Raw genomic sequence first — 15943 nt, 5'->3', positions numbered from 1 at the left:
ATTGTAATTTATTTATGTAATTATAGAAAAAAGGAGCAGAATCGCATGCGATTGCTCCTTTTTCTGTTATTTGTCAAGAGAATAATGCTATTTCCGGTTTAGCTTATTGGAGTCGGAATGTGATAGGGAATGTATATTCTACGGCAACGGCTTGGCCGTTCTGTTTGCCCGGTTCCCATTTCGGCATACCCCGCACCACGCGAATCGCTTCAGCATCCAGCCAAGCTGACGCACCTTTTAATATTTTTATATTTGACACGTTACCGTCTTTGCCAATGACAATTTGGACGAGTACTTTTCCTTGTTCCTTGTTCTGCTGGGCCATAGTTGGGTACTTTATATTTCTGGCTAAGTAGCGCATTAATCCTTCCTGTCCTCCGGGAAATTTAGGCATTTCATCTACGACTTTGAAAGTCGGCTCATTATTGGGCGCCTCTTCTTTAGGTCCATAGCCTACCACTACAACCTCTTCAAACTTTTCTATTGCTACTGCTTCGGGAGTTTCTGCTGGTTTTGCAGGTTCCGGACCGGACAAACGGAAAGTTACGGGAACGGTGAATCTTACGTTCACAGCTTGTCCTCTTTGTTTGCCGGGTTTCCAATGGGGCATGGCGGCAATCACACGTTCAGCTTCCTGGTCGAGATAGGGATCTACGCCCCGAACAGTTTTAACGTCGGAAATGCTACCGTCTTTTTTGACTACAAACATCACAATCACACGTCCTTGCTTTCCATTTTCATGGGCTGTTGCCGGATATTTGATATTCTTGGCAAGATATTCCATCAGTGCCGATTGTCCACCAGGGAAGTCGGGCATCTCTTCTACCACTTCAAATACGACAGAATCGTTTACAGTAGCACTTTTAACGGGTGCCGGAGGGGGAGGAGGAGCTACCTCTTTTGTTTTCTGCGTTCCTTTCTTATCCTGTAATGTCGCTACTTCCGTCATTCCGTCGGGAAGTTCCGGACCATTGGCGAGTTCAGCTTGAGAAACACTTTGCTCTGTCGGTGTTCCCATCACTTCCTTAGCAAATTCTTTCGTTGTGCGGGCTACTACTTCGATGTTGCTGATAATCATCAACAGGGCAGCCAAGGGAAGGAACATCAGATACTTAGTCCTTCCTATTTCTTTGGTTCTTCGTTTATTCATCATTTTGATACGATTTTTAAGTGGTAAAACATTGAAACTATTAGATAAATTTGCTGCAGCCTTGTGATGTGCCAGTCCCAACAAGTGGTACTGGTATGATTTACTATCATGCCCCGTCTCCAATACGCGGTGATCTGCCATGTATTCCAGATTTCCTCTGACTTCTCGTTTCATTAGCCAGATGAAGGGATTGAACCAGCAGAAAATGCACATAAACTCACTGATAAGTACGTCTGCTGAGTGGTATTGACGGGCATGGGTTTCTTCATGCGTGATTATTTCGCTGATTTCGGATTCCGTATGCGATTCCGGGTGTATGAATATCCAGTGAAAGAAAGAAAAAGGTCCTGTGCCTGTCTTTAATATATGTACGCGTGATCCCTGTATCGTGCTTTTCGGACATAGGAAATGCAACCGTATGATACTGCCTAGCTGGATTAAAAAGCGTATGGCAAGGAGCAATACACCACTCCAGTAGATAACTCCCAGAATTTGTGGGATTAGTTCCTGCCAGGTGACGGTTGTTTCCTGTGGTGCCTCAATGATTTGCTCCGGAAGAATGATTGTGGCATAAAGATCCGCCATTGCCACCATAGGCTCCTGTTCCTTTATCCACTCTTGAATATTCAATAAGGGATAAAGCAGGGAAATGCCGAAGAAGCATAACAAAGCGGTTCGTCGCCAGTGAAAGAAGGTGTCTTTATGAAAAAACAACCGATAGAAAGCGTAAAACAATGCGATTGCTACGTTTATCTTTAGGAAATAGGCTAGTTCCGGAGTCATATCGATAAAGTTTCAGTTTATTTTTCTTTTCCTTTCTCTATCAGTTCGATAATGTCTTTAAGGTCATCAGTAGATATCTTTTGATCTTTTGCAAAGAAAGAAACCATTTCCTTATAAGAATTCTCGAAATAGTTGCGGACTACTCCACTCATGAAGTGGCGTTTGTATTCATTTTCACGAATTGCGGGAGTATATTGATAGGTATTTCCTATATGTTTCGATTTTACGTATCCTTTCCGCTCGAGATTTTTCACGATGGACGCAACGGTAGTATAAGGTGGCGCCGGTTGCGGATACTTAGATACGATGTCCTTTACGAAACAGTCCTGTAACTCCCAAATGTAGATCATTACTTCTTCTTCTTGTATAGTTAACTTTTCCATGGAGATGATGTTTAATTACGATTCTTTCGCAAATCTACGAATATTTCGTAATAAAGCAATAGTTAGATGGTTAAATGTTGTAAATGCCTATAGGAAAGGTGTCTGTTTGCGGGTAAACTCCCTTTGGCTTACGTGGTATGAAAATAATGTGGATAAAAGTTATTTTCGTCCAAATAAGCAATCTTTCGGACATTTAGGTGAACAAAACTGCTTTCATCTTTTTTTATATAAAATAAATGAAATACTTTTGTAGAGCATAAAACGAATGTTAATAAAAGAAGGGTGCGTTTCAATACAAATCAATGTTTGGAAAGATTCCCCGTACTCAATAAAGAAACTATTAACTATGCAGCCCAGAGGGAGGAGGGAGGCGAACTAAAAAATGACAGATATGAAAAAAGGTTTGATTTTTGTGCTGTTTGCACTTGTTTCTATCGTTTCTTATTCTCAGATTTCCTGGAATGCTAAGGTAGGTATGAACATGAGTAATTTCACAGGAGACGCTGATACGGATATGAGAGTAGGTTTTAATCTTGGAGTTGGAATGGAGTATCAGTTTACTGATATGTGGTCTCTTCAGCCTTCTTTGATGTTTACTCAGAAAGGTGCCAAATTAGGCGATATGAAGGCTAATCCGATGTATCTGGAATTGCCGGTAATGGCTGCTGCAAGATTTGCTGTAGTAGATGGACAAAACGTAGTTGTAAAGGCCGGTCCGTATCTGGCATGCGGTATTGCAGGCAAATACAAGATAGCTGGTGTGAAAGAAGATTTCTTTGGTGATAATGGTGGTGGCAAAAGATTTGATTTTGGACTTGGAGTAGGTGTTGCTTACGAAATCAACAGATTCTTTGTCGATCTGACAGGAGAATTTGGCTTGACTAAAGTCTATGATGCCAGCGGTTCTCCTAAAAATCTGAACTTCTCCATCGGAGTAGGTTACAAATTCTAATTGAATCATATCCTCTTTATAATACCATTCATAAAGTCCCCTGCCCAATCGATGGAGCGGGGGACTTTTCTATTTCTTCTCCATAAAGAAACTCTCTCTTCCTATAAAGAAAAACGATGTATACCTCCGCAGAAGAATACATCGTATTTAACTCTCTCTCTTAATAGTCTCAATCGCTGATCTGTTTGGCCAGATTCGCTTTTTCTTTTAGTTCTTTATATCGTTCTATTGCATGTTTCCGACTCATCAGTATCTGCCAGCGATATACCCAGCAAGTGGTAAGGAAATAAACACCTGCTTGTATCCACAAGGCTTTATATTCAAAGGCGACTTCACTGAGTGTAGCTCCCATATTATTGATTTTCACAAAGCCATTGATACCGAATGTAGACGGGAAGATGTAAGATACATATTTCCAGAACGGAGGAATTGCCGCTCCCGGCCATGAGATGCCGGAAATAAACAGCAACGGTACGGAGGTGAATACAAAAATCAGCATACAGGTTTCCCGGTTGCGAATGGCAATGGAGGTAGTCATTGCAAAGAAAATGCAGGCTGCCAGATAGGGGACAACGAATAGTATCAGTGAACCGGGTTGTCCGATCTGGTTGAGGCTGAATAGTCTTGGCACGATATACAGCACGTAAAACGATACTAGTACGTATACAAGGAAATAACTCAATCCTTTGCCAAGCACAATTCGTAGTGTACCGTTATAATGTCGGTTGATGGGCACAAGATCCTTAAACCGGTTATTTTCACGGGCGGTTCCCGCTGCAAGTCCGATGCCGAGCAATAATGTTTGCTGTATAATCAATACCAATACGGCAGGAATCAGGAAGGCTGCAAAACCTGCTGTGGGGTTGAATATGGAAATCTCTTCATATTCTATCGGGTAGCCGGTGATTTCATCCTGTCGTTCGGTCGTGTTACCGCTACGCGCGATCTTTATATCTTTATTCATATCCAGTGAAACTGCTGTATTGGCGATCAGCATGGATTTATAATACAACAATCCGCTCATATCGCAGTAGATGCTGACTTGTGTCTGCTTCCCTTTGGCAATGTTGTCACTAAAATCTGAAGGTATATAGATAATGCCATAGGCGAGGCGGTTCTTCAGCATCTGCTTGGCTTCCTCCATATCGGCACAATAGGCAATGATCTGAACGTCCGGTGTAGCATCCACTTTTCTGAGATATTCGCGACTCAGGGATGAATGCGAGTCATCGACTACAACGGCAGGAACTTCGCGTACTACTTCATTGTCATAGATAAAGCTGTACAATAACGGATAACCGAGTGGGACGAGAATAAAGAAAATCAGTACCCCCTGGTCACGGAAAGTTGTCTGGAACTCCCGCTTCCAGATATAAAACAGGTCGTTGATGCCTTGGGCTATCTTATCTTTAAATTTTATATCTTTCATTAGGGTATGTATTTATAGTAAACCAATGCTTCTTTCAAGCGGTGGACCACAAAGAAAGGAAGCATCATGAATATTAGTAATGCCATATAGTTGGACCATGAATAGGCCATACTGTACCCGTTGAGCGCCTGATCTACGTAAATCAGGAAATAATGACGTAACGGAAACAGATTACTCAGAGCCTGCAAGACAGGATTCATCGCCATCACCGGAAAAGAAAAACCGGAGATAGAGAATGAAATCACTCCCCACAAGGAGGCGAAACTTAATCCGAGGCGGAGTGTAGGCAGTGTACCTATCATGACAATACCGCAGCACTGAGATGCCAAGACGAGGCAGAGTGTGGCGAATATCATCGGAAAAATGCCGCTGTTGCAAGGGAAATGCAGAAAGCCATACAGGTATACATTATAGAATATTCCCATTATGAAGAAGACTACCGTATGCGGAAGCAGTTTGCCTGCCAGTGCGATGTAAATGGAATTGTTGCTCATCCGCAACCATTCACGGGCGGTACGGTCTTTGATTTCTACACCAATAGAATAAACGGTGACCATAAAAATAAGCAGCATGAGTACTCCCGGTATCAGTGTGTTACACAGGTATACCGAATAATTCAGCCACGGATTGTTCAGTGGATGCGTGTCTATTACGATTGGTTGCAGGAAACCCATTGCCTGATCTTCCGTAGCTCCTTTGGCATACAGTATACTTCTGGCAGCAGAGCCGGCAGTAAGTTCTCCCATCATTTTCATATCTCTGAATAGCAAAGAGCCTGCAATCAGATAGGAGTAATTGGTATAGAAAGAGATTTTGGGTTGCCGCTGACTTTGTGCTTCTGCCGACAAGCCTTTCGGGATATAGAAGAAACCGTAAATTTTTCCTTCCTGCACAGCGATGCGTGCATCCGTAACATTGCTGTAATGAGCCACGACACCTGTTTGCGAGAAAGCATCCAGGTTGCGGACAATGTTGCGTGAAGTGGATGAGTCATCCATGTCTACCACACCAGCCGGAAGATTCTGCGGAAGTCCCGAGTCCATCAAAGTCGTGAAAAATATATAGCAGAACAACGGAGCGATGACCATGCAGAAGAGATAGAGCGGGCGTGATACTAACCGCCTGCATTCTCTTTGCATGACTTGCCATAAAGCTATATATTTCTTCTTTCTCTCTTTCATGACTATTTGTTAATGATGACGGACATACCCGGACGAAGATTCTCTACTTTTTCCATTGGGGAAGCTTTGACTTCAAATGTCTTTAAGTCGAACTGACCGGTGGTTTTGGTTGCCTTCCAAGCAGCGTACGTACCTAAATCTTTCAGATGATATACTTTGAGTTTGACTGTTTTATTGTCCAGTGCGGGAACAACTGCTTCAAATTCTGCTCCCATCGTCAGATTCTTGAGCAGATCTTCACGTACATTGAAAGTCACCCACATGTCATTGAGTTCGGCAATGTTCATGATAGGAGCACCTGTACCTACCAATTCGCCTACTTTGGGGAAGATCTCGGAAACTTCTCCGGCTGCCGGAGCAATCAGATACGTTTCTTTAATATAAGATTCTACTTCGGCAACAGCTCCTTTTGCACGGTTCACCAGTGCTTCGGCAGCCATCTTGTCTTCGCGTTCCGCACCGTTCTTTGCCATTGTATATTGTGCTTTGGCTGCTTTTTCAGTGGCAATGGCAGCGTCACGTTGTGCGGTAACCTCGTCCAGCTTTTGTGCGGGCATCACTCCTTGCTCGTACAGGTTCTTGACCCTTTTATATGATTTCTCGGCAATCGTGACACCAGCCTGAGCTTTCTGCCACATTTCGTAGGCTGCCTGAATTTGTTCTTCGCGTGCGCCTTTGATTGCTTTTTCGTTTTGTGCTTGTGCGGCAGCTTCGGCGGCACGTGCCTGCTCCATCTTAGCCACTACATCGGGAGCTTCGAGAATAGCCAGCGTGTCGCCGGCATTTACGCTTTGTCCTTCTTTAACACGAAACTCCAGTATACGTCCCGGAACTTTGCTTGAGACGCGGTATTCAGTAACTTCAGCCTGCCCCTGAATAATCTCAGGGCCTTTGCGAAGCATGAAAAAGCCAACGACTGCAACGATTGCAATAACTCCCAGTAAAGTAAGAAATGCAAGCAGCATATTGCTGTTTTGTGATTTTATAGGTGCCATATTATTGATGAATTATAAATTACGAATAATAAATTGATTGAATACCTCAGTCTTTAATTGTCAATAGTCAACTGTCCATTATTTCAGCGTTCCCAAAGACTTCTTCAGATAAATCTCCGTCAGCTTCACGTCGATTTGTGCGTCAATCTTTTCCGATTGGGCGGACAGCCATGCCGTTTGTGCTTCCAGGACATTGCTGGTGGCAATGACCCCTTCTTTGAAGCCTAAGGTGGCATAACGGAGATTTTCGTCAGCCTTTTCCATATTCTTGGTTGCCATTACCAGTTTTTTGCTGGCTTCCTTTACTTTAAAAGCGGATTGGTTAACTTGCAATTCGATCTTTTCTCTCGCATCCTGAAGCTGATATTGTGCGATTCGTGCTTCTGCCTTGGCGGCTTTGGTCTTGTAAATGCCTTCCCCCCAATGCCAGATAGGTATCTGTACCATAACGCCCACATTCCACATTCCTTTGAATTTATTCTCAAAGCTGTTGAATACGGAAGGATTGGTCACCATATAATTTCCCATCAACGCAATGGACGGAAGATGTTCGGCGCGGGTAACATTTATTTTCTGTTTATAAATCTGAGTAGCCAGTTCAAGGCTGCGTATCTCCGGACGGTTGGCGTAAGCGGTGGACATGTCGAAGTGGGTCTCCGGTGTGAGCAGTGGAATGTCCTCCATATTTTCGTCTGCCAACGTGATAGGAGAGCTGAGATCAATGCCACATAGTTGACACAACAACATTCGGGCCAGGCTTAATCCGTCTTCCACTTTAGTCAGTGTCATTTCCGCTTCGTTGACTTTCACACGCACGGACAAACCGTCGGCTTTTGTGGCAACTCCTTCGGCAATCATCTTTTCCACATCGCTGTCCAGCTGCTGCAAAAGTTTGAGATAGCCTTCGGCCAGTTTCTTCTTGTTCACTAAGGATATGACTTGCCAGTAAGCCTGGTCAGTGCTCATGATAACCTCCTGCATGCCTCCTTGATGTTGCTGTTGCGCTAATTCTTCGGCATACTTTGTGATTTTATTATATGCACGGATTTTGCCGCCCATGTATAATGGCTGTGTCAGCGTGATGGCACCTGCATATACATTTCTCGTATCGGTGCGGAGTGCATCGACCAGTGAACTTCCGGCTTCATTAAAAGCCGAAGTCAGGCTAGCGCCCAAGGCTGGAATCTGGGATGCAATTTCCGGATGTAATTGAGCGATAATTCCTGCGGCTTGTTGTAATGGACCGGCCAGATTAGTCCCCAATCCCGAAAGCGCCGCTTTCTGGTCATTGTTCAATAATGAAAATTCTTTTTGATTTCTCATGTAAGTTCCCGTAGCCGAGAAACTGGGCAGGTAATTGGTAAATGCAGCTTTGTGCTGATAATGAGCGGCATTTATTTTTTCATTGCTTATCAACAGATCTTTGTTGTTGGCAAGAGCTAATGCGCGGCAACTATCTAGGCTTAGGAAGCTTTGCGCTTTTACTATAAAAGTCAGGCTCAACAGAATTGTCAGAAGAAATAGTTTTTTCATCGCATCTTACATATTAATAAGGTGATACTTCTTTTTTAAATAACCCCGTTATCATATAAATTGTTTATTGAAATAGTTCATTTTTTTGTACTTGTTGACTTAAACAATAATTGCATAAACAACGATGCAAATGTATGTGCTTTCTGTGAAAACGCAAAATGAATTAGCTTTTTTTAAATGCTTCTCTTTGGAAAATATGCTATACTTGTATTTTGAAACATGATAAACATACTATAATGTTATTAAATCTGACAGAAGAACAAATCACTCAACTCGCTCCGGACGCTGCGTCTGTCAAAGCAGGAAAAGGGTTGGCGAACCGGACTAAGTGGGTACTTCTGGAGCATAGTGACCGCGCCATCTGGGGACACTGCCAAGGAAGTGGAAAAACGCCTTATCAAACAGTAGTTGATACAAAGAATATTGCATTCAAATGTTCTTGTCCCAGCCGTAAGTTTCCGTGTAAACATGGGTTGGGGCTTTTATTTATGTATGCTTCCCATGCTGATCTTTTCAAGGAAGCGGAGGAACCGGACTGGGTAACGGCATGGCTCTCCAAACGTGAAGAGAAGGCGGAGAAGAAAGAACAGAAAGAGAAATCGGAAACTCCGGTGGATGAAGCGGCACAGGCCAAGAGGCAGGCCGTGCGCCATCAGAAGGTACTGGCCGGAATTGATGATCTTCAGATCTGGATGAAAGACTTGCTCCGCAACGGGCTGCTGAATATCCCGGAAAGAGCATATACACTATTTGAACCCATATCCCGCAGGATGATTGATGCGCAGGCCGGTGGATTGGCGGGCAGGTTACGATCGCTACAGGAAATCAATTACTATACAGACAGTTGGAAATATGAGCTTACCGACAAATTGAGTAAACTGTATCTTCTGACAGAAAGTTATAAGAATTTGGATTCTCTTTCTGCTGAGTGGCAAACGGAAATCCGTACTCAGGTAGGATATCCGCAGGCGAAGGAAGAAGTGATGTCCGGCGTGCCGGTGGCAGACCAATGGATCGTTTTGCATACCAGAAGCCGGAAAATAAATGAGCTGCGGACAGAAACTTTCTGGTTGTACGGGAAGTCCAGTCACCGTATGGCCCTCTATTTAAACTTTCTGGCTCCCGGAGCGTTGCCGGAATTTAATATGGTTCCCGGTGGCGTCTATGAAGGAGAGTTGTATTTTTATCAGGGCGTTGCTGCCTTGCGTGCCCTGCCCCAAAACATGAAATGGCTGGATAGTACCTTCCTGCCTTCATTGTGTTCCGATATACCGGTTGCCATGCAATCTTACAGAACGGTTATGCAGACTCATCCGTTTGCGGAGGAAGTTCCTCTCTTGGTGGACAATGTCAGACTGGTAACAAGCGGAAATACGCACTATCTACAGGATGCCGCAGGTATGGCCGTTCCGGTGCATATCGAAGAGACTGCACGTGTTGACATACTGGCTATAACAGGCGGAAAACCCTTCTCGGCTTTTTTGCTGGCAGACGCCGTTTCCTGTGAATTGAAAACAATCTGGTATCAATCTGAATTTTATTTTTGGAAAGATGAACTTAACTGATCATATCATCAATGTGGCATTGCTTGGCACTGCCACCCGTGAACTGATAACGACTGATTTTCCGGAAGAGTTGCAAGAAACTCTCCGCGACATTCAGGCGAAAGCAGAGGATGCGGAAGCTCTCTTCTATCAGCAGTCCGCTTTGGGCTTTGCCTTTGCACGTGCCGGAGTGGAAGCGCAATCCATTGCAGGAGTTGCAAATGTGACAGAAGCTCCGGAAGAAGACAAACCTTACTTCCTTCGTGAAGTGGGAGAGTTGCTTACTTCTCTGTATCTCAATAAAAATCAGTATCTTTTGCTGTATGCTTACCGGAAAGCTGCCGACAAAGGAAAATTGATCCCTCCTGCCTATCTGCAAACTTTATTGCGAAGAGCTTTTGACCGGAATAATCCCTACAGGTATGAGGAACAGCACTGGCTGTCTCTGCTGACAGGGCAAAGAGGACGTTGGCTTCTTCCGCAAATGGGATTTCCTGTATGGGGAGAATCCGGCAACGAAACTTGGGAAACCGCCTCTCACGAAGAACGGAAACGAATGTTGACCAACCTGCGGAAAAATAGTCCGGAGCAGGGGCTTGCCTTATTGCAGACCGAACTGAAGAATGAGCCGGCTGCCCATCGGGATGAACTGATTCAGTGTTTGCGGTGGGGGTTGAGTAAATCAGACGAAGCATTCCTGCAAGAGATCGTGGCGACCGACCGGAGCAGTAATGTCAAAGAAACGGCCCGGCGATTATTGTGTAGCCTGCCGGACTCCGAACTGGTGAAAATATACGAAGAATTATTGCGGGGGAAATTACATTTCAATTTCCTTTTGGGATGGTCGTATGATAAGATTGAATTTACCCCTGAAATGAAGAAACTGGGACTTGAAGAGGTGAGTTCCAATAAAAACGAGAAGGATGATCGTTTCTTGTTACGCCAGTTGGCGGAACGTGTTCCATTAAGTTTCTGGAGTGAGTTTTATGACTGTGCGCCGGAGAAGGCTGCCGGCAAACTGGCGAAGAACCCTCCTTTTCAGAAACTGTTCGACCTGTCGAAACCGATTCTGAATTTCAGCGACTCCGGTTGGGCATATCATACCTTGAAGGAGAATGCGGATGAAAAAATGGCGGACGCGTTGATGGGGTTATTGCCTTCCTCCCAACGTGAGGAAATAGCTTTTCAGTCAGAGAGAGGCGGCTATATTCCGGATAGCTGGTTCAACGAAGACGGCATCGGATGGGGAATGAAATTCTCCACCCGTGTATTCCAGCGGATGCTTCGGAATAATTACTATCTCCCTAAGGAGACAGCCGAACAACTGGCATTATACTTCCCGTCCGAGATGAGAAAACCCATCGAACAGACAGCGCTTTCAACGGCCGCACAAGAGAATAATACCTCCACCCGTTTTTGCCGGTTGATGATGGAATACATGGATTTGAAGCAGAGAATAGATACCTTATTAAATAATGACTAATAAAAACAGAAAGAAGATATGAGCACTTTATTAAGACAACATGCTGAACAGCAATTTGCAGAAGAACTTCACGAGTTGAAACAGAATGAAACAAATCCCGTTCCGGAGAATTGGGAGATGTCTCCGCAGTCAGTGGTTACCTACCTGATGGGCGGTAAATTGAAAAACGGATTTGAAGTTTCTCCTAAATATATAGGTAACCGTCGTCTGATGGAAATAGCTGTGGCAACCCTTGTCACCGACCGTGCGCTACTGCTTTACGGACTGCCCGGAACTGCGAAAAGCTGGGTGAGCGAGCATATTGCCGCTGCTATTTCCGGTGATTCCACTTTGATAGTGCAGGGTACGGCCGGCACCGGTGAAGAAGCGATCCGTTATGGGTGGAACTATGCCCGTTTGCTGGCGGAAGGGCCGAGTGTGGGAGCATTGGTGCAAACTCCGGTAATGAAAGCTATGCAGGAAGGTAAGATAGGCCGTATTGAGGAGCTGACACGCATCGGTTCCGATGTGCAGGATACACTGATCACCATTCTTTCTGAAAAGACATTGCCCATCCCGGAGCTGAATACAGAAGTACAGGCAATCCGCGGTTTCAATATCATCGCTACTGCTAATAATCGGGATAAGGGAGTCAATGATCTGTCAAGCGCCTTGAAACGCCGTTTCAATACGGTCATTCTTCCCTTGCCGGATTCTATTGATGAAGAAATAGATATTGTGCGCCGACGGGTAGAGAACTTTGAGAAAGTAATGCAGCTCCCGGCTGAAAAGCCTGCTTTGGAGGAGATTCGCCGTGTCGTTACTATCTTCCGTGAACTTCGTCAGGGCGCCACTGCCGACGGTAAGACGAAACTGAAGACTCCGAGCGGAACGCTTAGCACGGCAGAGGCTATTTCGGTGGTAAACAATGGACTGGCGATGGCAGGTTATTTCGGTGACGGAGAAATTCATGCCGAAGATCTCGTATCCGGTATTTTGGGTGCAGTGGTCAAAGACCCCGTACAGGATAAAGTCGTTTGGCAGGAATATATGGAAACGGTCGTGAAGAATCGGGACGGCTGGAAAGATATTTACCGTGCTTCAAGGGATATGATTTAAAAAGAAAGGAAGAAATGGCTATTCATTTACTAGGCATCAGGCATCATGGTCCCGGCTCGTGCCGCAATGTGCTGAACTACTTGCAGGAACTGCAACCGGATCTGATTCTGGTAGAAGGTCCGGCAGAAGCCGAAGCGCTGCTGCCCTGTGTGGAAAATCCGCAGATGACGCCTCCGGTAGCTTTGCTGGCATACCAGCCGGACGAGCCTCAGAATGCAGTGTTCTACCCTTTTGCGGAGTTCTCGCCCGAGTGGCAGGCGATGCGTTATGCCGTACAGAACCGGATACCTTTCCGCTTTTTCGACTTGCCTCTGGTCTATTCGCTGGCTCTTCGGGCACAAAAGACCTCTGAACAGGAGACGGAAACGACCGCTGAAGTCGCAGAAGCCGGCGACCCGTTCGACTGGCTGGCTCATGCCGCAGGATTTACTGATGGTGAATCCTGGTGGGAAACTATGATTGAACACCGGCAAGAACCTGCCGATATCTTTCAGGCGGTACAAGAGGCTGTGACTGCTCTTCGGGAAGAACTTCCGGGGCACACCTCTCCGCGTGACCTGATACGTGAAGCGTGGATGCGTAAAATGATACGTGCGGCACAGAAGGAGAATTTCGAACGCATTGTCGTCGTCTGTGGTGCATGGCATGTACCCGCACTGGACGATATGCCCAAAGTAAAGGACGATAATGAACTACTGAAGGGACTTCCCAAAGTAAAGGTAGAATGTACATGGATTCCGTGGACGTATGACCGGCTTGCTTTCCGCAGCGGGTACGGTGCGGGAATCGAATCTCCGGGCTGGTATCATTATCTCTGGCATCATCCGGAGGATGATGGCACGCTTTGGGTGAGCCGGATCGCCTCTCTGCTGCGGCAGAAGAATATGGATATCTCGGTAGCCCATGTTATTGAAACCGTCCGTCTGGCACAGGTGACGGCTGCTTTGAGAGATCTGCCTTATCCTTCTCTGAATGAATATAACGAAGCCGTCACTACGGTGATGGGCTTCGGAGATGATATTTTGTTGCAGATTATCAAAGAAGAACTGATCATCAGCAACCGTTTGGGAAGTGTACCTGATGACGTTCCCAAAGTACCTCTGCTGGTAGACGTGGAGAAAATACAAAAACGTCTGCGTGTTCCGTTCACCGCCGAGATCAAAGAACTGATATTAGACCTCCGCAAGCCGAATGATCTGGAGCGAAGTATCTTCTTCCATCGCCTGCAACTGCTGGGCATCGACTGGACTATCCTCGGACGGATAGACGGGAAAGGTACTTTCAAGGAAAAATGGACCTTGTATCACAAACCGGAACAAATCATCCAAATCATTGAACGGGCTATCTGGGGAAACACGTTGATGGAAGCTACGCAGAAATATCTGCTGAAACAGATGGCGGAGATTCAGCATATCCCGGAACTGACAGCTTTGTTGAGTACGGTCCTCCCCGCCGATCTTCCGGCGTTGGTAGAAGCGATGACCGTACAGTTGGACCGTCTTTCGGCTGCTTCCACCGATATTCTGGAAATGATGGAGGCGGTCCCCGATCTGGTGAATATCGTCCGTTACGGAAACGTGCGTGATCTTGATTTCTCGAAGGTCGGTGATATGCTTGAAGCCATGATTGCCCGTATTCTTGCGGGTGGTGTATTGGTGTGTATCAATATCGATGAAGAGGCTGCCGGTGATCTTCTGAATAAATTGGTTGCCACGGACTATGCGCTCTCCATTCTGAATCGGGAAGAACTGAACCTGATGTGGCGCAATTTCATCGGTCAGGTACGTTCTTCTGCCAATGTGCATCCGTTGTTGTCCGGTTATGCTACCCGTCTGCTGAATGACAAAGGGGAAATCTCCGCAGAGGAGATGGAGACGACACTTAGTTTTTATTCTTCTGTTGGCAATGCTCCGGCAGATATGGCATACTGGTTCGAAGGCTTTTTGCGTTCATCCGGTTCGATCCTGTTGCTGGACGACCGTCTCTGGAATTTGGTGAATAACTGGGTATGTTCGCAGGACAAAGACACATTTATGGAGCTGTTGCCTGTATTGAGGCGTACTTTCAGCGAATTTACCTCTGCCGAACGCCGTAAGCTGGGTGAGAAAGCCCGTCGTACGGATTCTACGGGCACATCATCTGCCGTAGGAGCTTCGGTAACGGAGAATGAATGTCTGAATCGGGAAGAAGCAAAGAAGGTAATCCCCGTGATTCGTCAATTATTGGGACTGGAAACAAAGTAAAGGAAAGAAGATGGAAGAAGAATTACTGAAAAGGTGGCGTCTGATACTGGGCGGTGATGAGGCTGACGGTACAGGCGTGACATTGAATCTGGAAGAACAGCGGATAGACCATTCTCTGGAAGCTGTATATGATAGTGACAGAAGAGGGGGGCTGGGTTCCTCGGCTCCCAAAGTAAGCCGATGGCTTGGAGATATCCGTGAGTTCTTTCCGCAGACAGTGGTACAAGTGATTCAGCGGGATGCTATAAAACGTCTGAATCTGACTAGTCTGCTTACCGAAAAAGAAATGCTGGAAACGGTCGTCCCCGATGTTCATCTGGTTGCCACCCTGATGTCGTTAAGCCGGGTGATTCCCGAAAAGAATAAGGAGATGGCACGCCAGGTAGTCCGCAAGGTGGTTGAGGAGTTGCTTCGCAAACTGTCGGCTCCTACGCAACAGGCGGTAACCGGTGCTTTGAACCGTTCCAGCCGTCGCAGGAACCCGCGTTACAATGAAATAGACTGGAAAACGACCATTACCAAGAACCTGAAAAACTACCAACCGGACTATAAGACGATTATTCCCGAAATCCGTATTGGCTACGGGCGTAAACGGAAAGCGATGAAAGACATTATCCTGTGTCTGGATCAAAGCGGTTCTATGGGGACATCGGTCATTTATTCCGGCATATTCGGTTCTGTGTTGGCATCCATTCCGGCGGTATCTACCCGTATGGTGGTTTTTGATACGGCAGTCGTTGATCTGACGGATGATTTGCAAGATCCCGTGGATCTGCTTTTCGGGGTACAGCTCGGGGGAGGAACCGATATAGCCCGTGCGCTGACTTATTGTCAGGGAGTCATTACCCGTCCGCAGGACACGGTGATGGTGTTGGTGACTGACCTTTACGAAGGAGGAGACTCCAGAGAAATGAGAAAGAAATTTGTCTCGTTGGTCAATAGCGGTGTGCAGTTGATTGTCCTTCCGGCGTTGAACGATGACGGTGCTCCGTCCTACGACAAGGGGCATGCTGAGTTTCTCGCTTCCATAGGAGTGCCGACATTTGCCTGTACTCCGGATAAGTTTCCGGACCTTATGGCGGCTGCTTTGAGTAAACAGGACATTGGAATGTGGGTTTCTCAGAATGTAAAGAGTGAATGACAACTATTGGATAGAAAAGAAAGAAGGC

General features: G+C 45.8%; 12 protein-coding genes. 6 read left to right on the top strand and 6 right to left on the bottom strand.

Annotation, left to right across the window (positions count from 1 at the left end; translation table 11 throughout):
* Nucleotides 1-103 precede the first annotated feature (103 nt).
* Both BLW31_RS01425 and BLW31_RS01420 read right to left on the bottom strand, forming a co-directional pair.
* The gene (locus BLW31_RS01425; protein WP_010536525.1) at nucleotides 104-1933 is read right to left on the bottom strand and encodes a M56 family metallopeptidase; all 1830 of its coding nucleotides are present in this window, start codon (nucleotides 1931-1933) and stop codon (nucleotides 104-106) included.
* Nucleotides 1934-1950: 17 nt separating this feature from the next.
* Complete coding sequence (locus BLW31_RS01420; RefSeq protein WP_010536526.1) at nucleotides 1951-2316, bottom strand: BlaI/MecI/CopY family transcriptional regulator; 366 nt, start codon at nucleotides 2314-2316, stop codon at nucleotides 1951-1953.
* Nucleotides 2317-2707: 391 nt separating this feature from the next.
* On the opposite strand from BLW31_RS01420, the gene BLW31_RS01410 reads away from it, so the two are divergent.
* A complete protein-coding gene (locus BLW31_RS01410; protein ID WP_010536527.1) occupies nucleotides 2708-3268 on the top strand; it encodes a porin family protein in 561 nt (186 codons plus the stop codon).
* Nucleotides 3269-3437: 169 nt separating this feature from the next.
* On the opposite strand, the gene BLW31_RS01405 is transcribed toward BLW31_RS01410, so the two are convergent.
* The 4 genes from BLW31_RS01405 to BLW31_RS01390 all read right to left on the bottom strand — a co-directional run bounded on the left by BLW31_RS01405 (nucleotide 3438) and on the right by BLW31_RS01390 (nucleotide 8406).
* The gene (locus BLW31_RS01405; RefSeq protein WP_010536528.1) at nucleotides 3438-4697 is read right to left on the bottom strand and encodes an ABC transporter permease; all 1260 of its coding nucleotides are present in this window, start codon (nucleotides 4695-4697) and stop codon (nucleotides 3438-3440) included.
* The gene (locus BLW31_RS01400; RefSeq protein WP_010536529.1) at nucleotides 4697-5878 is read right to left on the bottom strand and encodes an ABC transporter permease; all 1182 of its coding nucleotides are present in this window, start codon (nucleotides 5876-5878) and stop codon (nucleotides 4697-4699) included. The genes BLW31_RS01405 and BLW31_RS01400 overlap by 1 nt, the downstream gene beginning before the upstream one ends.
* 2 nt (nucleotides 5879-5880) lie before the next feature.
* Nucleotides 5881-6873 (bottom strand): HlyD family secretion protein, encoded by a 993-nt coding sequence (locus BLW31_RS01395; RefSeq protein ID WP_022300855.1) that lies wholly within the window; start codon nucleotides 6871-6873, stop codon nucleotides 5881-5883.
* A 78-nt stretch (nucleotides 6874-6951) separates the two neighbouring features.
* Nucleotides 6952-8406 (bottom strand): TolC family protein, encoded by a 1455-nt coding sequence (locus BLW31_RS01390; protein ID WP_010536531.1) that lies wholly within the window; start codon nucleotides 8404-8406, stop codon nucleotides 6952-6954.
* Nucleotides 8407-8642: 236 nt separating this feature from the next.
* On the opposite strand from BLW31_RS01390, the gene BLW31_RS01385 reads away from it, so the two are divergent.
* From BLW31_RS01385 to BLW31_RS01365, 5 genes are read left to right on the top strand one after another with little or no spacing between them, the layout of a single operon-like run.
* Nucleotides 8643-9971: an SWIM zinc finger family protein gene (locus BLW31_RS01385; RefSeq protein ID WP_010536532.1), complete on the top strand. Its 1329-nt coding sequence runs from the start codon at nucleotides 8643-8645 to the stop codon at nucleotides 9969-9971.
* The gene (locus tag BLW31_RS01380; RefSeq protein WP_010536533.1) at nucleotides 9958-11433 is read left to right on the top strand and encodes a DUF5691 domain-containing protein; all 1476 of its coding nucleotides are present in this window, start codon (nucleotides 9958-9960) and stop codon (nucleotides 11431-11433) included. Before BLW31_RS01385 ends, BLW31_RS01380 begins: the two co-directional genes overlap by 14 nt.
* Before the next feature lie 18 nt (nucleotides 11434-11451).
* Nucleotides 11452-12531, top strand: a complete 1080-nt coding sequence (locus BLW31_RS01375) for an ATP-binding protein (protein WP_010536534.1) — start codon at nucleotides 11452-11454, stop codon at nucleotides 12529-12531.
* A gap of 14 nt (nucleotides 12532-12545) precedes the next feature.
* Nucleotides 12546-14774 carry a DUF5682 family protein gene (locus BLW31_RS01370; RefSeq protein ID WP_010536535.1) on the top strand — a complete coding sequence of 743 codons (2229 nt, stop codon included), beginning with the start codon at nucleotides 12546-12548 and terminating at the stop codon, nucleotides 14772-14774.
* Between the two features lie 10 nt (nucleotides 14775-14784).
* Nucleotides 14785-15915: a vWA domain-containing protein gene (locus tag BLW31_RS01365; protein WP_010536536.1), complete on the top strand. Its 1131-nt coding sequence runs from the start codon at nucleotides 14785-14787 to the stop codon at nucleotides 15913-15915.
* Nucleotides 15916-15943 lie beyond the last annotated feature (28 nt).

It is taken from the genome of Bacteroides faecis MAJ27, assembly GCF_900106755.1.
In the GTDB taxonomy this organism is placed as follows: domain Bacteria; phylum Bacteroidota; class Bacteroidia; order Bacteroidales; family Bacteroidaceae; genus Bacteroides; species Bacteroides faecis.
This window is presented reverse-complemented; position numbering and strand designations above follow the sequence as displayed.